Source organism: Streptomyces sp. NPDC002092 (assembly GCF_053593775.1).
Window position 1 is genome coordinate 41860 of record NZ_JBSFDG010000013.1, and the last position, 22989, is coordinate 64848.

Annotated in this window: 15 protein-coding genes and 2 pseudogenes; 8 read left to right on the forward strand and 9 right to left on the reverse strand. The window is 69.2% G+C overall.

Annotated elements, in window-relative coordinates:
• Positions 1-95: 95 nt before the first annotated feature.
• Both katG and ACWCRD_RS28410 read left to right on the forward strand, forming a co-directional pair.
• Positions 96-2285 (forward strand): catalase/peroxidase HPI, encoded by a 2190-nt coding sequence (gene katG, locus ACWCRD_RS28405; protein ID WP_450968608.1) that lies wholly within the window; start codon positions 96-98, stop codon positions 2283-2285.
• A gap of 265 nt (positions 2286-2550) precedes the next feature.
• Positions 2551-3021, forward strand: a complete 471-nt coding sequence (locus ACWCRD_RS28410) for a hypothetical protein (RefSeq protein ID WP_450968609.1) — start codon at positions 2551-2553, stop codon at positions 3019-3021.
• Here ACWCRD_RS28410 and ACWCRD_RS28415 read toward each other — a convergent pair.
• From ACWCRD_RS28415 to ACWCRD_RS28435, 5 genes and pseudogenes are all read right to left on the reverse strand, one after another.
• Positions 2952-3500, reverse strand: a pseudogene (locus ACWCRD_RS28415) (aldo/keto reductase); the annotation flags it as partial. The gene ACWCRD_RS28410 and the pseudogene ACWCRD_RS28415 overlap by 70 nt on opposite strands.
• Positions 3431-4303 carry an aldehyde dehydrogenase family protein gene (locus ACWCRD_RS28420; protein ID WP_450968817.1) on the reverse strand — a complete coding sequence of 291 codons (873 nt, stop codon included), beginning with the start codon at positions 4301-4303 and terminating at the stop codon, positions 3431-3433. The gene ACWCRD_RS28420 and the pseudogene ACWCRD_RS28415, both read right to left, overlap by 70 nt.
• A gap of 5 nt (positions 4304-4308) precedes the next feature.
• The gene (locus tag ACWCRD_RS28425; protein ID WP_450968610.1) at positions 4309-5583 is read right to left on the reverse strand and encodes an aminotransferase family protein; all 1275 of its coding nucleotides are present in this window, start codon (positions 5581-5583) and stop codon (positions 4309-4311) included.
• 22 nt (positions 5584-5605) lie between these two features.
• Positions 5606-6370 (reverse strand): SDR family NAD(P)-dependent oxidoreductase, encoded by a 765-nt coding sequence (locus ACWCRD_RS28430; RefSeq protein WP_450968611.1) that lies wholly within the window; start codon positions 6368-6370, stop codon positions 5606-5608.
• On the reverse strand, positions 6367-7755 hold the full coding sequence (locus tag ACWCRD_RS28435; RefSeq protein WP_450968612.1) for an amino acid permease: 1389 nt from the start codon (positions 7753-7755) through the stop codon (positions 6367-6369). The genes ACWCRD_RS28430 and ACWCRD_RS28435 overlap by 4 nt, the downstream gene beginning before the upstream one ends.
• Positions 7756-8017: 262 nt before the next feature.
• Between ACWCRD_RS28435 and ACWCRD_RS28440 the strand changes: the two genes are divergently transcribed.
• From ACWCRD_RS28440 to ACWCRD_RS28455, 4 genes are all read left to right on the forward strand, one after another.
• A complete protein-coding gene (locus ACWCRD_RS28440; RefSeq protein WP_450968613.1) occupies positions 8018-8695 on the forward strand; it encodes a GntR family transcriptional regulator in 678 nt (225 codons plus the stop codon).
• 147 nt (positions 8696-8842) lie between these two features.
• Complete coding sequence (locus ACWCRD_RS28445) at positions 8843-10351, forward strand: ABC transporter substrate-binding protein (RefSeq protein WP_450968614.1); 1509 nt, start codon at positions 8843-8845, stop codon at positions 10349-10351.
• 119 nt (positions 10352-10470) lie between these two features.
• Entirely contained in the window at positions 10471-12240 is a 1770-nt protein-coding gene (locus tag ACWCRD_RS28450; RefSeq protein WP_450968615.1) for an ABC transporter permease subunit, read from the forward strand.
• An 11-nt stretch (positions 12241-12251) separates the two neighbouring features.
• Positions 12252-13523: an MDR family MFS transporter gene (locus tag ACWCRD_RS28455; protein WP_450968616.1), complete on the forward strand. Its 1272-nt coding sequence runs from the start codon at positions 12252-12254 to the stop codon at positions 13521-13523.
• Between the two features lie 357 nt (positions 13524-13880).
• On the opposite strand, the pseudogene ACWCRD_RS28460 reads toward ACWCRD_RS28455, so the two are convergent.
• From ACWCRD_RS28460 to ACWCRD_RS28475, 4 genes and pseudogenes are all read right to left on the reverse strand, one after another.
• Positions 13881-14000, reverse strand: a pseudogene (locus ACWCRD_RS28460) (hypothetical protein); the annotation flags it as partial.
• 274 nt (positions 14001-14274) lie between these two features.
• Positions 14275-14487 (reverse strand): hypothetical protein, encoded by a 213-nt coding sequence (locus tag ACWCRD_RS28465; protein ID WP_450968617.1) that lies wholly within the window; start codon positions 14485-14487, stop codon positions 14275-14277.
• A gap of 278 nt (positions 14488-14765) precedes the next feature.
• On the reverse strand, positions 14766-15449 hold the full coding sequence (locus tag ACWCRD_RS28470; protein WP_450968618.1) for a haloacid dehalogenase type II: 684 nt from the start codon (positions 15447-15449) through the stop codon (positions 14766-14768).
• Positions 15450-16023: 574 nt separating this feature from the next.
• Complete coding sequence (locus ACWCRD_RS28475; RefSeq protein ID WP_450968619.1) at positions 16024-17241, reverse strand: PucR family transcriptional regulator; 1218 nt, start codon at positions 17239-17241, stop codon at positions 16024-16026.
• Between the two features lie 815 nt (positions 17242-18056).
• Between ACWCRD_RS28475 and ACWCRD_RS28480 the strand changes: the two genes are divergently transcribed.
• Together ACWCRD_RS28480 and ACWCRD_RS28485 are read left to right on the forward strand one after the other, a co-directional pair.
• A complete protein-coding gene (locus ACWCRD_RS28480; RefSeq protein ID WP_450968620.1) occupies positions 18057-21083 on the forward strand; it encodes an aminotransferase class III-fold pyridoxal phosphate-dependent enzyme in 3027 nt (1008 codons plus the stop codon).
• A gap of 554 nt (positions 21084-21637) precedes the next feature.
• Positions 21638-22987: an aspartate aminotransferase family protein gene (locus ACWCRD_RS28485; RefSeq protein WP_450968621.1), complete on the forward strand. Its 1350-nt coding sequence runs from the start codon at positions 21638-21640 to the stop codon at positions 22985-22987.
• The last annotated feature ends 2 nt before the right edge of the window (positions 22988-22989 follow it).

Consider the following 22989-nt stretch of genomic DNA (forward strand, 5'->3'; position numbering starts at 1 on the left):
GCGGTGCGGTGTGCGGTGCGCGACCATACGGACGCCGACACATCACCATCATCGGCATTGTGCGTGGAAACACGGAGACAGAAAGAAGGACGGACGTGTCCGGCAGCGAAAGCGAGAACCCAGCAATCCCCTCACCGACCCCCACGCCGACTCGGCCCAGGACAAACCGGGACTGGTGGCCGAACCAGCTGGACCTTCAGATTCTCCACCAGCACTCGTCCCTCTCCAATCCGATGGACGAGGACTTCGACTACGCGAAAGAGTTCGCGACCCTCGACCTGGACGCGCTGAAGCGGGACGTCTTCGAGGTGATGACGACGTCGCAGGACTGGTGGCCTGCCGACTACGGCCACTACGGGCCGCTCTTCATCCGGATGAGCTGGCACGCGGCGGGCACGTACCGGATCGCCGACGGCCGGGGCGGTGGCGGCAGCGGCGCTCAGCGCTTTGCCCCCCTCAACAGCTGGCCGGACAACGCGAGTCTCGACAAGGCGCGCCGTTTGCTCTGGCCGGTCAAGCAGAAGTACGGCCGGAAAATCTCCTGGGCCGACCTCCTGGTTTTCGCCGGCAACTGCGCGATGGAATCAATGGGGTTCAAGACGTTCGGGTTCGGCTTCGGGCGAGAGGATATCTGGGAGCCCGAGGAAATCTTCTGGGGGCCCGAGGACACCTGGCTCGGAGATGAGCGTTACAGCGGCGACCGGGAACTCGCCACGCCTTTCGGTGCGGTGCAGATGGGACTGATCTACGTCAATCCGGAGGGGCCCAACGGCAACCCGGATCCGATCGCCGCCGCCCGGGACGTTCGCGAGACATTCGGACGCATGGCGATGAACGACGAGGAGACGGTCGCACTCATCGTCGGCGGTCACACCTTCGGCAAGTGCCATGGTGCCGTCGATCCGGCGTACATCGGTCCGGAACCCGAGGCCTGCCCCGTCGAGCAGCAAGGCCTCGGCTGGCGGAACATGTACGGCAGCGGCAAGGGCGCCGACGCGCTCACCAGTGGGCTCGAGGGCGCATGGACCACCGAGCCGACGAGGTGGGACAACGGGTACCTGGACAACCTGTTCCGGTACGACTGGGAGCTGACGACGAGCCCCGCCGGTGCCAAACAGTGGACTCCCACGGACCCTTCGGCCAAGGACACGGTGCCCGACGCTCATGATCCGTCGAAGAGGCACGCTCCCATGATGCTGACGACGGACCTCGCCCTGAAGCTGGATCCGGTCTACGGCCCGATCGCGAAGAGCTTCCACGAGAACCCGGACAAGCTCGCGGAGGCGTTCGCCAAAGCGTGGTACAAGCTGCTGCACCGCGACATGGGACCCGTCGCGCGCTACCTCGGCCCGTGGGTTCCCGAGCCGCAACTGTGGCAGGATCCCGTCCCCGAGGTCGATCACGAGCTCGTCACGGACGAGGACATCGCCGCCCTCAAGAGCAGGATCGTCGCCTCGGGACTGTCCATCTCCCAGCTGGTCACCACCGCTTGGGCGGCGGCGGCGAGCTTCCGCGGCACCGACAAGCGTGGCGGGGCCAACGGGGCACGGCTTCGGCTCGCACCGCAGCGGGACTGGGAGGTCAACCAGCTGCCCGAGGTGGCCGAGGCGTTGCAGAAGCTGGAGCAGATCCAGCAGGACTTCAACCTCTCGCATGCCGGCGGAACGAAGGTCTCGCTCGCCGACCTGATCGTCCTGGGCGGGTGCGCGGCCGTCGAGCAGGCCGCGAAGAACGCCGGGTACGACATCACGGTCCCGTTCGCACCGGGGCGCACGGACGCCTCGCAGGAACAGACCGACGTGGAGTCGTTCGCCGTGCTCGAACCCAGGGCCGACGGATTCCGCAACTACCTCCGGACGGGAGAGAAGTTGTCGCCGGAGACCCTCCTGCTGGACCGCGCCAACCTGCTGACGCTGACCGCTCCCGAGATGACGGTGCTGATCGGCGGCATGCGGGTCCTGAACACCGGCTTCAAGCGATCCCCGCACGGCGTCTTCACGCACCGGCCGGAGACACTGACCAACGACTTCTTCGTCAACCTGCTCGACATGGGCACTCAGTGGCAGACATCGACTTCGGACGAGAACGTGTTCGAAGGCCGGGACCGCGCCACGGGCGAGCTCAAGTGGACCGCCACCGCGGTCGACCTCATCCTCGGTTCGAACTCCCAGCTTCGGGCCGTCTCGGAGGTCTACGCGTGCCAGGACGCGGGAGAGAAGTTCGTGCGTGACTTTGTGGCCGCGTGGGACAAGGTGATGAACCTCGATCGGTTCGACCTCTCCTGACCCGATGTCCCGGTCGGGGCGATGACGCGGCGAGCACAGAGCCCCCGCGACGCTCCCGTGGGCACGCGCACTCCAGCGGCAGAACGCGTGCCCACCGCCCCGGGGCGTCACTCGCTACGCGGTATCCGGACTGTTCCTTGAGGCCGCCGGGTCAGTTCTCCAGCAAGCAGCCAGCCTCGGCTTCTCGGACGATTCGGCCACAGCAGAAATGCTCGCGCGGGTGTCACGCTGTCCCCGATCGTCGCCATCACGGCGGCCAAGACTCATGTCTGGGCTTGCCCTCAGGGGGAGGCCCCACGAGCTCTACACGTGGCATGAACCCGAAGGGCGGTCCCGTACAAGCTTCGAACGCACCTTCCTGCTGGCTGCAGCTGTTCTGCGCGGCGATCCGATCGGGCATGTCTACGCCAGGGCGGCGAAGCTGACCGAACAACTCGACACCCTAAAGGTCGAGAGGGAAGCCCTGGAGATCATCAGCAGGGACGGGCGACTTGCTGTAGCAGAGCGCGTCGGGCAGTTCGCTTTGCAATGGGCCGTTCGCCATCGGCGCCAGACGCCCCTGGAGCGGATAGTCGAGGAGTGGTACAAGCACGGAACCGCCAAGGAACTGTGGCCACTGGCCGTTGAACTTCCAACCGCCAGGCAGGGCTCCGGCAGGAGCCGGCGTCATGCCGCCGTGCGTTCGCCGGCCGGTCGGCGGCGCAGTTCGGGGCGCTCGATGGCCGGCGGCTGGTAGGCGTGGTCGAGGGTGCCGGTGTCGGTGCCGGGCGGCGCGATCGCGTCGATCCGGTCCAGCACATCGTCGGTGAGGGTGACGTCGGCGCCCGCGAGCAGGTCGTCCAGGTGTTCCATGGTCCGCGGTCCGAGGAGGGCGGACGTCACGCCCGGGTGGGCGAGCACGAAGCCCATCGCGAGATGCGTGAGCGGCAGGCCGGCCTCCTCGGCCAGCGGGATGAGCTGCTCGACCACGTCGAGCCGACGGTCGTCCGTGTGCTGCCGGAAGCCGAACTTCGACCGGTGCGTCGCGGCCTCCTGGCCCTTGCGGTACCGCCCCGTCAGCAGGCCGCCTCCGAGCGGTGACCAGACCAGGGTGCCCATGCCGAACTCCTGCGCCACCGGGAGCACCTCGCGCTCGATGCCCCGGTTCAGGATCGAGTAGACCGGCTGCTCGGTGCGCGGCCGGGCCAGCCCGCGCCGCTCGGCGACCCAGTGCGCAGCGGGGCGTTGCCGCCCAGTTCCATGGAGCTCTTCAGTACGTTGTCGGCCGCGAGCCGCAGGAGCGCCTTGCCGACCCCGGTGGAACCGGTGAAGGACACCTTGCGCACTCGTGCATCGGCCAGCACTGCGGTGCTGAAAGCAGGGGCGTCCGTGGTGGTGACGACCTGCACCAGGTCTTCGGGGACACCGGCCGCGATGGCGAGTTGGACCGCGAAGATCGTGGTCAGGGGGGTGTTGGGTGCGGGTTTGATGACGACGGGGCAGCCGGCGGCGAGCGCCGGGGCGATCTTGCGGGTGGCCATGGCGAGGGGGAAGTTCCACGGTGTGATGAGGACCGACAGCCCCACCGGTGCGCGCCGGGTGAACAGACGGGCCCCGTCGGTGGGAGCATCGCGGAGGTTTCCGGCGGGGCGTACCGCTTCCTCGGCGTACCAGCGGACGAAGTCCGCGCCGTAGGTGACTTCGGCGCGGGCCTCGGGGAGCGGCTTGCCCATCTCGCGGGTGATGAGCAGGGCGATCATCTCGGCGTTGCTGAGGATCAGGTCGTACCAGGTGCGCAGGATGTCGGCGCGGTGCCGGGTGGTGGTGGCGGACCAGGAGCGGCCGGCCTCGTCGGCGCGGGCGACGGCGTCCAGGGCCTGCTGGACGTCGAGGTCGGGGACCTGGGCGATCGTCTGGCCGGTGGACGGGTCGTGGACGTCGAAGGTGCGGTTCACGCCCGGCACGGCGAGATCGAGGTTGGCCAGGACCTTCTCGGAGTCGGCCAGGGCGGTCGGATCGGCGTCGGGAAGGGCGCGCATGGTGGTCACTTGGCTTCCTGTACGGCAAGGACGGTGTCGATGGCGGCCACGAGCTGCCGGATCTCGTCGTCGGTGGTGATGAACGGCGGGCTGATCTGCACGGTGTTGCCGCGCAGGGGTCGGGTGATGAAACCGTGTTCGACCAGTGCGTCGGTGACCGCTTCGGCGCTGATGTCGTCCGTCAGCGTGATGCCGCCCAGGAAACCTGCCACACGCGTCTCCACCACCGCTGTTCGGGCCGTGAGGCCGTTCAGTTCGCGGGCCAGCAGCTGCTCCAGTTCGGTCACTCGGGGCAGCAGCTTGTCCTCTTCAAGGAGGTCGAGGTTGCGCAGGGCGACGGCGCAGGCGGTCGCGTGCCCGGCGTAGGTGGCGCCGTGGCGGAAGACGGGGGTGTCGGAGGAGTCGCGGTAGAACGGCTGCCAGATGTGGGGCGCGGCGAGGACGCCGCCCAGTGGGGCGTAGCCGGACGTGACGCCCTTGGCGAAGGTGATCAGGTCGGGCCGCAGCCCGTACCGCTCGGAGGCGAACATGTAACCCGTGCGTCCGAACCCGGTGATGACCTCGTCGACGATCAGGAGGATGTCGTTCTCCCGGCAGATGCGCTGCAGCCCCTCCAGGTAGCCCGGCGCGGGCGGGTTGACGCCGCCGGTGCCCTGGATGGGCTCCGTCACGACCGCCGCAATGTTCTCCGGGTGGATGTCGCGCACCCTGCGCTCCACCGCCTCGATGTCGTGGGTCGAGATACGCGCGGTCTCGGGCACCAGGGACTCGGTGCCGTAGCCGGCGCGGTTGAAGTCGAGGCCGGCGATGCTGGTGCCGTAGGCGTGCAGGCCGTGGTAGGCGAACTCGCGGCTGAGGATCGCCGTCTTGCCGGTGCGTCCCTCGCGCTGCCAGTGGCGGCGGGCGAGTTTGCAGGCGACGTCGATGGCGTCGGAGCCGCCGCTGTTGAGGATGACCTTGGGGTCGTCGATGGGCGAGAGCGTGGCCAGGCGCTCGGCGAGTTCGACAGCTCGGTCGTTCAGGTAGCGGCCGAAGATGTGGTAGGTCTCCAGGCGCCGCATCTGCTCGTAGGCGGCCTCGGCTAGTTCGGGACGGGCGTGGCCGACGTTCGCGTGCCACAGGCCGGCGGTGCCGTCGAACAGACGGCGGCCGTCCGTGGTGAACACGTGGCTTCCTTCGGCGCGGTCGACGGTCAGCTGGCGTCCCAGGACGGACGGGAGGTGGGCCTGGGCGCTCCAGAGGGCGGGACCGGTCAGGACGGGCGGGTTCTCGTGGGACATGACTTTTCCCTGGGTGTGCGGGCTATTGGGCGGTGTAGCCGCCGTCGACGGGCAGGGTGATGCCGGTGATGTAGCCGGCGTCGGGTGAGGCCAGGAACGCGATGGCGTGTGCGACGTCCTGCGGTGTGGCCGGACGGCCGAGCGGAATGCGGTCTGCCACTTGGCGGGCGGCGGCTTCCGGGTTCTTGTGGGAGCTGAGCCAGGCCTCGTAGAGCGGGGTGCGGGTCATGCCGGGTGCTACGGCGTTGACGCGGATGTCGTACGGCGCGAGTTCCACCGCGGCCGCTGCCGTCAGGGCCTTCATCGCGCCCTTGCTGGCGCTGTAGACGCCCATCGTGGGAACGCCGACCGTGGCCAGCCGGGAGGTGACGTTGACGATGCTGCCTCCCGACTGCCGCATGGCGCGCCCTGCCGCCTGGAGGACGGCGATCGCGGCGAAGGTGTTGATCTCGAAGGTGTGGCGGATCTCGGCGGCCGGGACGTGCAGCAGTTCTCCGGTGTGATCGGCTGCCGCGTTGTTCACCACGACGTCGACCCTGCCGAACCGGTCGATGGCATGTTCCAGGAGGCGGTCGGGTTCGCCGTCCCCGGTGAGATCGGCCGGGACGAAGCAGGCGTTGTTCCGGCCGAGTTCACGTGCCAGAGCCTCGCCGCGTTCGCCGCAACGGCCGCTGAAAAGCACGGCGTGTCCGTCATGGTGGAGTCGCCGGGCAGCTTCGGCGCCTATCCCGGAGGTGGCGCCCGTGACAAGGGCCACCCGGGTCGGCGTCGGTACCTCGCTCGTCATCGACGTGCGGCGGCCTTCTGCACGTACCGCACAACCACGTACGTGGCGAGGATGACGGCCAGGCTGAGGACGCTGAGGTAGAGCTGCGAGCGGGCGTCCGGAACCAGCAGCATGGAGCCCACCACGGCCAGGATGCCCACCAGGGTGATCCAGCTCAGGTACGGATAGCCCCACATGCGGAGCTTGAGCCGCTCGGGGGCCTCGCGCTCCAGCCGGCGCCGCATGCGCAGCTGCGATCCGGCGATGATCGCGTAGACGAACAGCCCCACGGCCCCGGCGGAGTTGATGATGAAATCGAAGACGGAGTCCGGGGCGACGTAGCTCATGACGACGGTGACATAACCGGCGGACGTGCAGGCCAGAATCGCCTTCCAGGGCGTCCCCTTCCGGTTGCGGTCGGCGACCCATCTCGGCGCCCAGTTGTGACGCTGGAGTGCGAACAACATCCTCGAGGCCGTGTACAGGCCGGAGTTGAGGACCGACAGCACGGAGGTGAGGACGACCACGCTGATGATGGTGCTCGCCACCGGAATGCCCATCTTGCCGAAGGCGGCCGCATACGGGCTGGTCTGGGTCGGGATCTGCTCCCACGGGGTGATCATCACCAGCAGGGTCACCGAACCGACGTAGAAGATGATCACACGCCAGACCGTCGAGGAGGTCGCCTTGACCACCGACTTCACCGGGTCGGCGGATTCCGCCGCGGCGATGGTCACGATCTCCGTGCCGACGTAGGCGAAGATCACCATCACGATGCCGTGCAGGATCGCCGACAGACCGTGGGGGGCGAAGCCGCCGTGGGTGACGTTGCCGACCGACAGCGTCGACCCCGGCCAGACTCCCAGCGCGAAGAGGGTGCCGGCGAGAAGGAAGACGACGATCGTGACGATCTTGACCGAGGCCAGCCAGAACTCGGTCTCGCCGAACGAGCGGGTGGACACGAGGTTCGAGGCGGTGAGCAGGGTCATCAGGATCAGGGAGAAGACCCACTGGGGTACGCCCGGGATCCACAGCAGGAGCAGTTTCGCGCCGGCCACCGCCTCGAACGCCACGACGCCCACCCAGAAGTACCAGTACAGCCAGCCGATGGTGTACCCCGCCCAGCCGCCGAGCGAGGCGCGGGCGTATTCCATGAACGACCCGAGGGTGGGGGAAGCGGTGGCCATCTCCCCCAGCATCCGCATCACGAGGATGACCAGGAGGCCGCCGAGGGCGTAGGAGAGGATGCTCGCCGGACCCGCGGTATGGATGACCGCTCCACTGCCGACGAAGAGGCTCGCGCCGACGATGCCGCCGAGGGCGATCATTCGGACGTGCCGTTGTCTGAGCGGTCCTGGCGCGTCCGTCTGGAGGCGCTCTGTGGTGACTTCGGGGGTTGTCTGCACTGTTATGAGCCTTTCTGCGGCGTCGTTGCCGGGGTCGCGCATGCGACAACGGGAGCCGTGTGAGCGTCAGGCGGTCTGCGGGTCGGATGGGGACGTGGAGCGCCTGGCTTCGCGGTGGTGTGCCGGGGGCAGGTCTTGCCGCGTCGGGCGACGGAGCGGAGACGCTGGCCCAGGGGAAAGTCGAGCTGTGCCGCCGTCGGTGTGGAACTGTAGAACAGTTCTACTGTTGAGCGCTAGAGCTCCGAGTCGGTACGATGACGCCATGACGGCACTCGACGGGTTGGTGGCCCGCAGGACGACGACCGCACAGCAGATCGCCGACGGTCTTTCGCAGCGGATTCTCGCGGGGGCCTTCCGGCCTGGTGAGCGACTGCGCGAGAGTGCGATCGCCGCGGAACTCGGCATCGCGCGCAACACGGTCCGTGAGGCGGTCCGTCTGCTCGAGCACGGCGGCCTGGTCCGGTTCGAGGTGAACCGCGGGGCCGTGATCATCTCTCCGACCCACGAGACGGTCGCAGAGCTCTACACCGCGCGCCGGCACCTCGAGACGGCCGCACTGGCGACCCCTCTCTCCGCCGAGCAACTCGCGGTCGTGGAGGAGGCCTACTCCCGCCTCGAGACGGTGACCGCCTCACACGAGCGTGCCGACATTGTGGCCGCGGACCTGGCCTTTCACTCGGCGATCGTGGCAGCCCTCGGCAACAGCCGCATCGACGCGTTCCATGCGGGACTGACCCGGGAACTGCGCTTCTACCTCATGGCACTGTCCGCGCACGAGCGGGAGTACGAGAACCCGTGCAAGGTGGTCAGCGAGCACGAGCCGCTCATGAAAGCGATTCGGGCAGGCGACGCCCGGCGAGCACAGCGCGAGGCGAGCCATCACATCGAGACGAACGCCGAAAGAGTGCAGCGCATCCTGGCTGCCCACAACGACGGTTGACGCCGGCACCCCGCGCACGACGAAGACCGAACCGCCCCGTGGGGGAAACGCTTCCACACCGCGAACCCGCCGGTGAAATGGAAACGGTTTTCATGTATGTTTCCGTCGACGCCCGTGATCGCCACCGCCGGAAGACGTACGCGAACCATGAGAAGACCCCGCCGCCGGCTGATAGCCGGCCTGCTCCTCGCTCCCCTCCTCAGCGGCTGTTTCGCCTCGCAAGAGGACGACTCCTCACCCTCCGGCTCGTCGAACACGGCGGCCGGAGCCCGGCTGCGCGTGGCGCTGGCCTTCGCCCCGACCGAGCACTACTCCCCTTACGGCCAGGACTCGTTCATCATGTCCCGGCTGGGTGTGTCGGAGGGGCTGACCCGGCTGGACGCCAACGGCACCGCGATCCCCGCGCTGGCCGAGTCGTGGAACAGCGAAAAGGGAGACCGGAGCTGGGTGTTCACGCTGCGGCACGCCCGGTTCCAGGACGGCACCGAGGTCACCGCCGAGGCCGTGGCCTCCGCCCTCACGCACGCCGCCCGGGCCGAGCCGGCGCCCACCGCGCTGACCGGCGTGCGGCTGACCGCCCGGGCCGAGGGCAAGGACCGGGTGCGGGTCGGCACCGGCACGGCCGACCCGGTGCTGCCGCTGCGGCTGTCGAACCCGAGCCTGGCGGTCTTCTCTCCGAAGGCGTACGAAAGGAACGGCACGGTGAACCCGGCCGGCACGGCAACCGGCCCCTTCGAGATCACGAAGATCACCGGCGACACCGCAGCCACCCTGAGCCGCTTCGACGACTACTGGGCCGGCCGCGCGCAAGCCCCGGGCATCGATGTCCAGTTCATCGCCGACGGCACCGCCCGCGCCAACGCCCTGCGCACCGGCCAGGCGGACATCGCGCAGGCGATCCCCGTCTCGCAGATCGCCTCCCTGGACAAGGGCACCGTCCACGAGACGGACACCGCCCGCGACACCAGCCTGTACCTGAACACCAGGTCCGGCCCCTTCACCGACCCCGGACTGCGGGCCGCCGCGCGCGAAGCCGTCGGCGCCTCCGTCATCGCCAAGCAGGTGTACGAGGGATACGCCGAACCCGCCAAGGGCCTCTTCGGCCCCGCCCTGCCCTGGGCTGCCGGCAAGCGCGTCGCGCCCACCGGACGGACGAAGGCCACCGCCCCCGACGGCAAGAGCATCACCATCGCCACCTACTCCACCCGGCCCGAGCTGCCCGAGGTCGCCCAGGTGCTGCAACAGGACCTGCAGAAGGCCGGGTTCAAGGTGAACCTGGTGGTGCGCGGTGACTCGCAGGTCGAAAGCGACATGCTGGCCGGGAAGTACGACGCCGCCGTGACCTCCCGCAACATGATGCTCGACACCGGCGACCCCGTCTCCGTCCTGGCCAGCGACTTCACCTGCCACGGCACGTACAACCTGTCGCTGCTGTGCGACAAGAGCGTCGACCGGCTCGTCGCCGCCGCCCAGGCACAGTCCGACACCGGCAGGCGGCAGGACGCCGCCATGAAGGCCGAGACGGCGATCCTCGGCACCGACGCGGTGATCCCCCTCGTCCACGTCAAGGCCGTCCTGGGCATCGCCAAGTCGGTGCAGGGCGCGCTGTTCAGCTGGGACGAGCGCCAGTACGTGGGAACAGGAACCCGGCGCTGAACCGCACATCCGGCCGCCACGGCGGCCCCTCCGCCCTGCCTGCCGCCCTGCGTGATCTCGCGCAGGGCGGCGGCCCCACGCTGCTGTGGCGTGCCGTCCTCACCGCCGCCCTGGTCTGCGTGATCGGCCTGCTGCCGTGGCTGTCGCGCACCGACCCCGCGCTGACCGTACTCAAGGCCCGCGCCGCCGACCGCGATCCCACCCCCGAGGCGCTACAGGCCGTACGGGACCAACTCGGCCTGAGTGACGGTCCGTTACTGCTGCTCGGACGCTGGCTGGACGGGCTGCTGCACGGGGACGCGGGCCGCTCCTGGGTCTCCGGCAGCGAGGCGCTGCCCTCCGTCACACAGGCCCTCGGCGTTTCCCTGTTGCTCATGGCCGGAGCTGTCGCAGTCGCCGCGTGCACGGCCGGTGCCGTGTGCGCCCGCACCCTGTGGCTGGGCTCGAAGCGCCGTCTCGGCACCAGGCGTCCGGGCAGCACCGGATCGGCGGTGCTGGCCGCGCTGCCGGAGTTCCTCGTCGCCTCCGTGCTCGCCTCGGTCATCGGCGTACAGCTCGGCTGGCTGCCCGCCCTCGGCTGGTACGGCCCCCAGTGGATGGTCCTGCCCTCCCTCGCGCTGGGGCTGCCCACCGGCGCTGTCCTTGGCCGGCTCCTCGACGACCTGCTGCCCGGCGCGTTCGCAGAGCCGTGGGCGCTGGCCGCCGCCGCCCGGGGCGTCCCGCCCAGGTCCGTGGCCCGCAAGGCGCTGCGGCGCTGCGTGCCCGGACTTCTGCCCAACCTGGGGCTGTTCGTGGTCGGCCTCACCGGCGGAGCCGTCGCCGTGGAGCAGATCTTCGACATCCCCGGTCTGGGTCAGCTCACCCTGCGGGCGGCCCTCGCCCAGGACCTGCCCGTCCTGCAGACCGGCACGCTCGCTCTGGTCCTGCTCGCCGCGATCGCCAGTGCCCTGGCGCGGCTCGCCGCCCGGCTGCTCAGCGGGCCCGCGCTGCGCGACGGCGCCCTGCACTCCCTGCATCCGCCCGCACCGCCGGCGCGCGGCATCCTTCCCCTGCTGTACGGGGCACTGCTGGCCGCCGTCATCGGCCTCGGCCTGCCACGGGACCCGCTCGCCCTGGACCCCGCCGCCCGGCTCCAACCCCCTTCGTACGCACATGTGCTGGGCACCGACGCGCTCGGCCGCGACATGCTGGCCCGCATCGCCCACGGCGTTCTCACCACCCTCGGCATAGCCCTGGCCGTCAGCGCCGCCGCCCTCGCCACCGGCGTCCTGCTGGGCCTGCTCCCCCGCCTTTCCGGGCCCCTGTCCGACACCATCAACGCCATACCACCCGTCCTGGCCGGACTCCTCGTCACCGGCCTCGCGGGCAGCGGCCCCTGGACCCCGGCCATCGCCGTGGCCGTCGGCGCCTGGACCCCGCTGGCCACCCACACCTCCGCCCTCCTCCAACAGGAACGCGCCACCACCCACCTCACCGCCACCCGCGCCCTCGGCGCCACCGACTGGTATCTGCTCACCCGCGAACTGCTCCCGGCCGTCCTGCCGCCCGTCGTCCGCCACACCCTTCTCCGACTGCCGGGCATCGCCCTGAACCTGGCCGCGCTCAGCTTCCTCGGACTCGGCGCCCAACCCCCCTCCCCCGAATGGGGCCTGCTGCTCGCCGAGAACCAGCCGTACGCCGAACGCGCCCCCTGGGCCGTCCTCGCCCCCGCCGCCGTCCTGGCCCTGCTCGGCGCACTCGCGGTCACCGCGGCCGGTGGAGTACGCATCCCCCGGCCGAGGCGGCGGGCGCCGTCCCACCCGGGAGCACCCACGGACCGTCCCCGCGGGACGGCGCAGACGGTGCCGGCGCCACCTCGTACGCCCGTACTCACACCACCCAGCAAGTGATGGACACCTCCATGACGGATCTCATCTCCCGCATCCTGACCCACCGAACCGTCCGGTTCACAAAGCCTTCACGTGAGCGGACCTGGCAGCACCTGTCACCGCTCCTGCGGCTGCTGATCCTGACCCAACTCACCTTCAACATCGGCTTCTACGCCGTCCTGCCGTTCCTGGCCGAGCACCTCGACAGCACGCTCGGCATGGCGGGGTGGATGGTCGGCTTCGTCCTGGGCCTGCGGACCTTCAGCCAGCAGGGCCTGTTCGTGGTCGGCGGCGCACTCGTGGACCGCTACGGCGTGCGCCCGATCGTGCTGACCGGCTGCGTGCTGCGGGTCGCCGGGTTCGCCTGGCTCGGGTACGCGGAGCAGACCTGGACGGTGATCGGCGCGGTGCTCCTCATCGGCTTCGCCGCCGCGCTGTTCTCCCCGGCGGTGGAGTCCGAAGTGGCCCGGCAGGCGGTGATCTGGGAGGAGGAGGGCCACGGTTCACGCACCCGGGTACTGGCTCTGCTGAGCGCGGCCGGACAGGCCGGTGCCTTCGTCGGCCCGCTGCTCGGCGGCCTGCTGCTCGCCGTGGACTTCCGCACCGCCTGCCTCGCCGGAGCCGCCGTCTTCGTCATCGTCCTGGCCGGGCACATCCGGCTCATGCCACAGCACATCCCCGGCCGAGCGCGCACCCGGCAGCGGGGCGGCACGCGCCTGCTGCTGCGCAACCGCCGCTTCCTCGCCCTGTGCTGCGCCTACGGCACCTACCTGCTCGCCTACAACCAGCTCTACCTCGCCCTGCCGGACGAGGTGCAGCGCGCGACCGGCTCCCAGGCAGCCCTGTCCTGGCTGTTCGCCCTGTCCTCCCTGCTGGTCGTCGGCGCCCAACTGCCCGTCACACGCTGGGCAGGTGACCGCCTGGGCCTACGTCGCTCAATGATGGGCGGGCTGTTGCTCATCGCGGCCGGTTTCGGGGTCGTTGCCGCCGCCCGGCCCGCCGGCTGGACTGGTGTGCCGGGGTTGCTGCCCGCCGCCGGATACGTCGTCCTGCTCACCCTCGGCCAGATGCTGGTCGTCCCCGCCGCCCGCGCCTGGGTGCCCGACCTCGCCGAGGACGGCCGCATCGGCCTCTACACCGGCGCGCTGTCCTCCGTCTCCGGCCTGATCGTCCTCATCGGCAGCTCGGCCACCGGCTCCCTGCTCGACCTGGGGCTCCCGGCCGCCGTACCGTGGCTCGTCCTCGCCGCCGTACCGGCCCTTGCGGTGGGTCTGCTGCCGCGCCGCGGTCCTGCTTCGGCCTGAGGTCTCCGAGGGGGTTGTCGGCGGTGAGGTGGGCGATTCGACATGGAACTCAGCAGATCGACATGCATCGTGGCCGTTGTGACATGGAGCAGGTGACAGGCGGAGAAGCGAGGCTCTGAGCAGCCGCACCGTGAAGGCGGCGGACTGTGAAGGAGCGATCTCATGGGCCGATACGATCTCGCCCTCATCGGATTCGGTGGCGTCAACCGCGCGCTTGCCGAGCTGATATCCCGCAGCGGAGAGCGCCTGGCAGGCCGAGGCCCCGCATGAGGTTGGCCTCGAGTGGCCGTCCATGACCTCGGCCATGGCGCGGCCGATGTAGGTGGCCCTGTGGACGCCGTGGCCGCAGTAACCCATGGAGTAGTAGAGGCCGTTGGCCTCGCCCGCGTGCGGAACGCGGTCGTAGGAGAAGCCGACCATGCCGCCCCATACATAGTCGATCTTCACCCCGGCCAGCTGCGGGAAGATCTCGGTCATCTCCCGCTGCAGGACGTCACCGCTCTTCACGTCCGAGGCTGGGTCTGACGGGCGAAGCGGGCCCGGCCGCCGAAGGCCAGGCGGTTGTCCGGGGTGATGCGAATGTAGTGGCCGATGTTCTTGGAGGACACGACCACGCGTTGTTGGAGATGAGCCGCCGGGCCCGCTCATCGCCCAGTGGCTCGGTGACGATGACGAAGCTGCCGACGTAGATCAGCCGCTTGCCGAACCATGGCATGGCCGTGTCAGTGAAGACGTCGGTGGCCGCCATGACCTACGTGGCGCGGATGGTGCCGTGCAGGGTCTCGACGAGGAAACCGCCCTCGGGGAGGCGCTGCAGCGCGGTCGCGGCGTTGCGTTCGTGGACCTGAACCTCGGCGCGTTGGGCGGCCTCGGCCCGGCCATGGGCGTATCTGCCGACGTGAAGGTGCGCGATGAGCCGGGTCGAGCTGGGCTCCGTGGTGGTGGTCGGAGCCCAGCTCGGCACGTAGATCGCTCTTGCTCAGCAGCGTGGTGCCGTGACCGAAGTTGTCGGCTAGGTCGCGCTGCCTGGCCTGCATGCTCTGGAAGTGCTGCGACTTGAAGGCGACGGCCAGACGCCCTACGCGTGGCATTCGATCTGCTCTTCGACCGTCAGCTCCTCCACCACGTCCACCGCCTCGCGGAAGGCGTCGTACAGTTCCCGGGCCCGCGGCCGCCCGTAGCGCTTACGTACGTCCTCGGGTCTTCCTGGTAGTCCAGAGGTGTGTCGTCCGAGTCCCTGCTTCAGCAGCCGAGCAGAGCCGGCAGGCCGGACAGGTCGGGCAGTTCGTCGAAGGGCTGGTAGTCGGCGCTGCCGCGGGCGCCGATCGAGCCGTTGTGGCCGTAGCGGTTGATCCATACGCGGCGAGCGAGGCCGAGGTCGCGGGTGGGGATGAGGTCGTACTCCCAGCCCTGGGCGACGTGGATGACCTGGGCGGGGTCGATGTCCATGGTCTGGAAGGCGTACTCGAAGGTCTGCCGGGACGGCTTGTACGCCTTGGCCTGCTGGGCAGTGATGACATGGTCGAACTCGACGCCGATGTGGGCCAGGTTCTGGGCGATGAGGTCGTCGTCCGTGTTGGAGATGATGGCGATCTCGTATCGGGACTTCAGCGCCTGCAGGGCGGCCGGGACCTCGGGGTGGGGGCCGAAGGTGGGCACGGCCGCGACCAGGGCCTCGCCGTCGGACTGCCGGTACTCCAGACCGTGCAGACGCATCGCTGTCTCCAGGCTGGCAGGCAGCACCTCGTGGAAGGGGCGGTATGCCTCCAGGACGGCATGGAACCGCATGATGCGGAAGTCGTCGAGGAACTCGTCGACGTTCAGACGGTCCAGGTCCAGCCGGTCGGCGAGGACCTTCAGGGTGGTGGGGCCGAGCTGGAAGTCGACCAGGGTGCCGTAGGCGTCGAAGGTGACGATCTGACGCATGATGTTCAACCTCTTTTCCGTGGATACAGGACATTCCGGTTACCGGGAGTCACGATCAAGTTGAATGCGGCCAGATGAGGTCGGCTGCATAGGAAGTTCATGAGGCTGCCGAGTCGTTGGGGCGGCGACCTGTTAAGAGGGCATGGGGGCTGGGCGGTGGCCAGGGGTCGCCGTTGGAGGACGAGCCGCCGGACGGGGCCCGGGACGGCGAATGCTGATCAGGCAGTCGGCGGCAGCATCGTTGCTGCTCCGATGCGATGAGCCTCTCTCCGGCTCTGGGTGATGATCAGTGAAGCACTGGCGAGAATCCGGCAACAAGGGACATGAGGCCGCGAGATCGACCGCGTATTTTGTGCCTGTGCACAATTTCCCGTCGGGGATCCGATGCAGTTCTGCGGCTCCGGCGTGAGCTGCGGCCGCTTGGCGCCGCTGCCCGGCGGCGTGACCGGGCTGTCGGCCGCCAAGGCGGCCGTCCTCATGAAGGGCATGCGGACGCTGACTGACCCGCTTTGGCTCCAGCTCTTTAGGTCGCGGCCCCGGGCCGGTCGCCTCGACCCGTCCAGCGATCGGTGGATCAGGGCATCGTCGCCTGGAAGCGGGCGCCCGCGTCCGTCTCCAGCCAAGCCAGGGCGAGGACCAGCCGGGCGGCGTCGTTCGGTCGGGACAGCTTCAGCCCGGTCGCCTCTTCCGCAGCCTGCAGGCGATTGCCCACCGTGTTCCGGTGCCGGTAGGTACGTGCGGCCACCTCGGCGACCGAGCCCAGGTCGAGGTACCAGCGCAGGGTCTCGACGATGCTGTCGCTGTCGCGCAGCTCGAGCAGTGGGCGCAGCACGCCGGCGGCCATCGCACCGGTCAGCTCCTCCTGCGCCGACATGATCGCCCCGATCCAGTGGCGCTCCACGTGCCGCACTCCGGGCTGCGCGGAGCTGCGGATCGCGGCACGTGCGAACCGGATGCCCCGCGCCGTCAGCGCCAGCCCGGGGACTTCCGCGACGCCGCAGCGCCACGGGGCGAACGGCCGGAGCATGGCAAGCATGGCCTCTTCATCGCACCGTCCGTGACCGATGATGCCGAGAAGCTCGTCGCCCATCCATCCGAAGTGGCGTACCAGGCCACCCCGACGCAGCGCATCGTCGACCTGGGACACAGCCGGGTCCCCGGTGGGAACGGATTCGACCACGAGCACGGTCAGGGCGGCGTTCTCGGAAAAGCCCAGCAACGTCGAGGCCTCGGCCACGGTGGAGGGATCCTGCTCCCCTTCCAGGACCAGGCGGCTGAAGGCGCGGTTGCGCACCTCCGTGCGACGGCTCGCCAGGTCGCGCTCGGTGCGGCGGTACGCGTCGACGACCTCGACGCTGTTGGCGTCCGTCACCTCCCAGACGCGGATCAGCCCGTCGAGGAAGTCGGGATCGGCGCTGATGCCACGTGCTCGCCCCTCTGCGAGCACGGCCTCCCAAAGAGTCCTGAGGTCCAGCTGGAAGGAGTGCATCAGAGCGGTCAGGGGGAACGCCTGCTCCGCTCGCTCGCGTCCCACGTCCTCGGTGGCGCGCGAGACCGTCCGGGGCACGGGACCGCCGGCCAGCCGGGTCAGGGCGAGTTCGAGGGTTCGTCGCATCCCTTCCCGTTTCTGGACCGGATCCCAGTCCGCCGACGCGTAGGCAGGCTCCTCGGCTTCCAGTTGTTCGAGAGCACGAGAGGTCAGTTCGTCGAGTCGTTCCTCGAGGAGCCTGCGCGCGATCGCCCGCACGGCGTCGTGGCGAGCCCCGCCGTGACGGCGTCCCGGGCCGCTCATGAGACCCGCCTCTCCCGACGACAGCCGTCACCGAACAAATCCGGGGCCGTCTCCGGGTAGTGCCGCTGACATGCCGCCGGGACTCCCTGACAGAAATTGTGCACAGGCACAAAACACGGGGTCGATGTCGCGGCCTCGCGTCCCTTGTTGCCCGATTCTCCGCGGTGTTTCATCTGACGCATCACCTCGGGCTGGAGAGAGCTCATGACATGACCACGTACTTGGAGCAGCTATGGCACTTCCGCAGCACCTGATCCCCAGTCCGTCACCTTGAGCAGGCGCTGCTGAGGCACGCCGCGTTCCTCGGGTCAGTGTCAGCGGTTCGCCAGACAGAGCAGGATCGAGATCACCCAGGACTCCCCCAGACACTACGCCGAGCTCAAGGCGAGGGTCGAGGCCATGAGAACACCGGTGGACCTCGCCGAGGCGCTGCGCGGGGTGCTCGCCGCCAACGTCACCTGGGACGTCACAACCGCCGCCGCGTGAGCTGATGACCGGTCTCGATGAGCGCTCCGCCTTTGACGGACGGCCCGCCTCGGACCTGATCGCCGACTGGTCCCGGTGTCCCTGGACCTGTTGGTCGTCGGCTCGGCCGAGGTCTGCGCAGCCCATGAAGCGATCGAGACACAGCCGCGTCAGCCCTGCCCGCCGCCCCCGGTAACCGCAATCGATCGGACGTCCGGGAGCTGGCTGACAGCGTCGGGCAAAGGTCCGACACGGGTGGCGGCGAGGGACTGGCCACGACCTGAGCGTCGTGACACAGGCCGCCCGCGGTGAGCGATGAGCGACCTGACGACGAGAGAGAGAACGCACCGATGACCTCAGTGACCACCACCGGCCAGGACGGAACGACCATCCCCGGTCACACCGGCCAACTGCCGGGCCCACTCCTCGATCACGTGCTCCGGCAGTCCTTCGGACTCGAGGGATACCTCCAGCACCCACTGGGAGGGGAGATCGACCAGAACGTACGGATCACCGGCGACGACGGCATGCGCTACTTCGTACGGGTCACCCGCGCGGAGCCGGACTCGGCCGACGTTCTCTGGCAGAACTCGCTCCTCCACCACCTGGCCGCCACCGTTCCCGACCTTCCGGTGCCACGGCTGGTCCCGACACCCGAGGGGAAGTTCCTTGCCGTCGTCGTCCACGAGGGCCGAACGCACGTGGTTCGCGTGATGAGCTGGCTCAAGGGCCGGGTTCTGTCGGAACTCGACGACCACCCCGCGGCACTTCTGCGTCAACTGGGAGAAGCCGCTGGGCGGCTGAGCCTCGGACTCTCCAGCGTGGAGCCACCGGTGGGCCTGGAACCGCACGACTGGGACATGCGCCGGGCGGCTGAGATCGTCGAGGCGTCGCTGCACGCTGTGCACGACGCGGACCGGCGGGAGTCGGTGCGCACGATCATGGGCTGGTACGACGAACTGCTGCCGGCATTGGGCCGGCTGCCGCGGAGCGTCGTACACCAGGATCTCAATGACGCCAACGTCCTGGCCGATGCCGACGAGGACGGGGTGCTGCGGATCTCGGGCATCGTCGACCTGGGCGACTCGCTCCACAGTGTGCGCGCGGCGGAGGTGGCGGTCGCGGCGGGCTACGCCATGGTCCGCAAGGCCGACCCGCTCGCCGCTGCAGCCGAAGTCGTGGCCGGCTTCCACTCGGTGCTCCCCCTCACGGCAGAGGAACTGGCGGCTGTCTATCCGTTGGCGGCCGCCCGGCTGTGCATGAACGCCGTGACGTGGACGCGCCGGGTCGCCGAGAGGGACACGCCGTACGGGCAGACTCGCATGCAACACACCTGGCCGGCGATCGCGCAGGTGGCCGAGGTTTGCCCCGAGGTCGCCGAGGCGACGTTCCGGGTCGCGTGTGGGCTCCCCCCGACGCGGGAGCAGCGGGGTCTGGAAGAGGTGCTGGCAGAGGCGGCCCGAGACGGTGCCCCGCAGGCACCGGCCCCGCAACTGCTCGACCTGCGACCGGCAAGTGATCTCTTCGACGAAGTCGACTGGCACGACGCGAGGGCGGTGCGCGCGAGCATCGACGACGTCCTCGACGGACGACGGCGACGCGGCTACGTGCCCCACCTCAGCGCATCGCTGCTCCTGGGGCGCCGGCGCCGCCCGGGAGCCGGCGAGCCCGCGACGGTCCAGGTCGGCGGCTCGCTGATCGTGGCCGACGCTGAAGAGGTTGCCAGCCCGCTGTCCGGCGTCGTCGAAGCCCGCGGGGGCGCAGGGATGCCGTTGGTACTGCGACATGCGGTCGACGGGCTGGAGTTCTGGACGTGCTGGTGGGGACTCGACGACACGCCGCCCTTCGCGGCGACAGTCCCGGCCGGGGCGCCGTTGGGACGCGCCTGCCCGAGCGAGGAGACGGACCCGCGCGGGCCCTGCGTACAGGTGCAGGTCCACCGCACCGCGCGGATGGCCACCTGGCCGCCGCCTCGTGTCGTGCCGCCTTCCGCACGGCAGGTGTGGAGCCACCTGTCACCCGACCCCGCCCGGCTCCTCGGGTTCACCGAATCGCCCGCCGCGGTCCCCACCATCGACGACGTCGTCTCAGTGCGCCGTCGCCACATCGCTCGCTCCCAGCGCAACTACTACCGCACCCCGATGAACCTCGTGCGTGGGCGGGATGTGTGGTTCCACGACGAGGACGGCCTGGCCTATCTGGACTCGCTGAACAACGTCAGCCACGTCGGCCATGCCGAGCCACGGGTGACGGCCGCCGCCACCCGACAGCTGCGCAAGCTCAACACCAACAGCCGTTTCGTCTACCCGCAGATCGCCAGTTACGTACAGAAGCTGGTGGCCACCCTGCCCGACCCGCTCGAGGTCGTCTTCCTCGTGTGCACCGGCAGCGAGGCGAACGACCTGGCGCTGCGGATCGCCCGCCAGGTGACAGGTCGTCAGCACATCGTCAACATCGACGGCGCGTACCACGGCAACACCGGTGTGGTGACCGGGATCAGCCCGAACCGTTACAAGGGCCCCGGCGGCGCCGGTGCACCCGCGACCACCCACGAGGTCGTCATCCCGGACCGCTACCGCAGCACCTACGGGTACGACGACGCGGACGCCGGAGTCAAGTACGCGCGCGACGCCGCGGCTGTCATCGGGCGGATCACGGCCGACGGCCGCCCCCCGGCCGCCTTCATCGCCGAGTCCCTGATGGGATCGGGTGGGAACATCGTGTTCCCCGACGGCTACCTCGACGGCGTGTTCACCGCTGCCAGGCGGGCGGGCGCCCTGTGCATCTCCGACGAGGTCCAGGTCGGCGTCGGACGGCTCGGGCCCTGGTGGGGTTTCGAGCTCCAGGGGGTGGTCCCGGACATCGTCACGATGGGCAAGCCGCTCGGGAACGGGCATCCCCTCGCGGCGGTGGTCACGACTCGGGAGATCGCCGACGCGTTCGACACGGGCATGAAGTACTTCAACACCTTCGGCGGCAACCCGGTCTCCTGCGCGATCGGTGAGGCCGTGCTGGACATCGTCGAGCACGATGGGCTGAGGGAGAACGCCGTGAGCGTGGGCGGGTACTTCGCCCAGTCGCTGCGCGAGCTCCAGCAGCGCCAACCGCTCATCGGTGACGTACGGGCCGCAGGGCTCTACCTCGGCGTCGAACTGGTCCGCAACCGCACCACCAGGATGCCGGCCACTGAGCAGGCCTTCATGGTCACCGAGCTCATGAAGGAGCGAGGCGTCATCGTCTTCCCCAATGGCGTGCACGACAACGTACTGAAGATCAAACCGCCCATGACCTTTCGCCGCGAGCACGTGGATCTCTACGTCGACGTGCTGGACGAGGTCCTGTCCCTGCCCGAACTGCGCTCGGCCGTTCAGTCCTGAGACGGGCAACCGTCCACTGAGGCAGGGAACGAGAGTGGCCCGCGAAAGCGAGAAGTGCCCCGGGGGCCGGCTTCTCCGGCCAGGACTTCAAGGTCTCCCCCGCCATGGGCGGTGTCGCCGCGGGCCTCGCCCTTCAGGGCCGCACCTCCCAGCCGATCGATTCATCACCACCAACGGCCGCCTCGCGGCACCACCCGAGATGCCCGGCGTACGGGACACGGTCACCGCGCTCACCTCGTCCAGCGTCGTCAACCGCCCGCGAGGAGGTCAGGAGCCCACGGAAGCGGGGTGAGCTGAGCGGTGGCGTCCTCCTGGTTCGAACAATCCGCCCTGGGCCACTACGCCCCGGCACGTTCGTCCCCGTCGCGAGGAGCTCCTTCGCAATCCAGGCGGCGGTCGTTCCCCTGGCTAGCTGCATGGGGCACTCCCTGCCGTCACGGGGTTGCCACACCCGTCCGCGGCAAGTAAGTTCCAGGCTGGAACTGAAACAAAAAGATAGCTGCCGCTCAAGCAGCCGCGACGAGATGCAAGCTACGAAGGAAGGGGACCTGCTGATGACTTCCACGCCGAGTCGAGCGTTGGCCAACTACCCCAACAGGTTCGACCCCGCAGCGCTCGGTGAACTGCCCGAACGGTTGCAGTCCACCGTCAAGCGGCGGAACAACGTGCTGGGCCCTGGATACGCGCTGAACTACCGGGAGCCGGTCGAGTTCGTCTCCGGTCGAGGTGCTCACCTGTTCGACCGGGACGGCAACGACTACCTTGACGCCTACAACAACGTGCCGTGCGTCGGCCACGCACACCCGCACGTTGTCGAGGCCGTGTCCCGCCAGATGGCGGCGGTCAACACCAACACGCGCTATGTGCAGGAGTCACTCGTCGACTACGCCGAGCGCCTTCTTGCGACCATGCCCGAAGCGCTGTCGAGGGTGAGCTTCGCGTGCAGCGGCTCGGAGGCGAACGACCTGGCCATGCGCGTGGCCCGCTTCCACACGGGCGGCGAGGGAATCGTAGTGACTCGCTGGGCTTACCACGGTCTCACTCGCGAGGTTGCGAGCTTCTCGCCGACGCTCGGCGCGGGGTCACCGCTCGGGCCGAATGTGCGGCTCATCGATGCTCCTGATCCGCGACTCGTCCCGCCGGGCTCATCGCTTCCCGACTACATGCGAAGCCAGGTGCGCGGCGCGATCAACGACCTCGAGCGCCATGGCTACAGGCTTGCGGCGCTGATCACCGACTGCGCGCACTCCAGCGATGGCCTCTTCACCGGTCCTGTCGGTTACCTGCGTGACATGGTCGAGGAGGTGCACGCCGCGGGCGGCGTGTACATCGCCGACGAGGTCCAGTCGGGATTCGCCCGGCTCGGAGAGTCGATGTGGGGGTTCAGCCGCCATGGAGTGCTTCCCGACATCGTCACGATGGGCAAGCCCATGGGCAACGGCATGCCGATCTCCGGCGTGGTGTTCAGGCCCGAGGTGTGCGAAGAGTTCGGACGGAACGTCCGTTACTTCAACACCTTTGCCGGCAGTTCGATCGCGGTTGCCGCCGGTGCCGCCGTTCTGGACGTCTTCGACGCCGAGAACGTGCAGCAGCGAGTTCTCGACAACGGCAGCGCGCTTCGAGCCGGCCTTGAGGAGATCACCCGCGAGTCTCCGCACGTCGCGGAGGTCCGAGGGAGTGGTCTGTACGTGGGCATCGAACTCGTGAAGGACCGGGAGTCGCTGGAGCCCGATCGTGTCCTCGCTGACCACGTCATCAACGACATGCGCGACCGTCGAGTCCTCATCAGCGGCACCGGGGAAGCAGTCAACGTGCTCAAGATCCGACCGCCGCTGGCCTTCGACTCGGCCGACGTCACGCGATTCCTCGAGACCTTCGCTGAGATCGCCGAAATTCGCTTGTAGTA

Coding starts and splice junctions, on each gene's coding strand:
- ACWCRD_RS28410 (WP_450968609.1), top strand. CDS start 2,551: ATGTCTGGGCTTGCCCTCAGGGGGAGGCCCCACGAGCTCTACACGTGG.
- ACWCRD_RS28420 (WP_450968817.1), bottom strand. CDS start 4,303: ATGCGCGCCCTTCCCGACGCCGATCCGACCGCCCTGGCCGACTCCGAG.
- ACWCRD_RS28425 (WP_450968610.1), bottom strand. CDS start 5,583: ATGTCCCACGAGAACCCGCCCGTCCTGACCGGTCCCGCCCTCTGGAGC.
- ACWCRD_RS28430 (WP_450968611.1), bottom strand. CDS start 6,370: ATGACGAGCGAGGTACCGACGCCGACCCGGGTGGCCCTTGTCACGGGC.
- ACWCRD_RS28440 (WP_450968613.1), top strand. CDS start 8,018: ATGACGGCACTCGACGGGTTGGTGGCCCGCAGGACGACGACCGCACAG.
- ACWCRD_RS28445 (WP_450968614.1), top strand. CDS start 8,843: ATGAGAAGACCCCGCCGCCGGCTGATAGCCGGCCTGCTCCTCGCTCCC.
- ACWCRD_RS28455 (WP_450968616.1), top strand. CDS start 12,252: ATGACGGATCTCATCTCCCGCATCCTGACCCACCGAACCGTCCGGTTC.
- ACWCRD_RS28470 (WP_450968618.1), bottom strand. CDS start 15,449: ATGCGTCAGATCGTCACCTTCGACGCCTACGGCACCCTGGTCGACTTC.
- ACWCRD_RS28475 (WP_450968619.1), bottom strand. CDS start 17,241: ATGAGCGGCCCGGGACGCCGTCACGGCGGGGCTCGCCACGACGCCGTG.
- ACWCRD_RS28480 (WP_450968620.1), top strand. CDS start 18,057: ATGACCTCAGTGACCACCACCGGCCAGGACGGAACGACCATCCCCGGT.
- ACWCRD_RS28485 (WP_450968621.1), top strand. CDS start 21,638: ATGACTTCCACGCCGAGTCGAGCGTTGGCCAACTACCCCAACAGGTTC.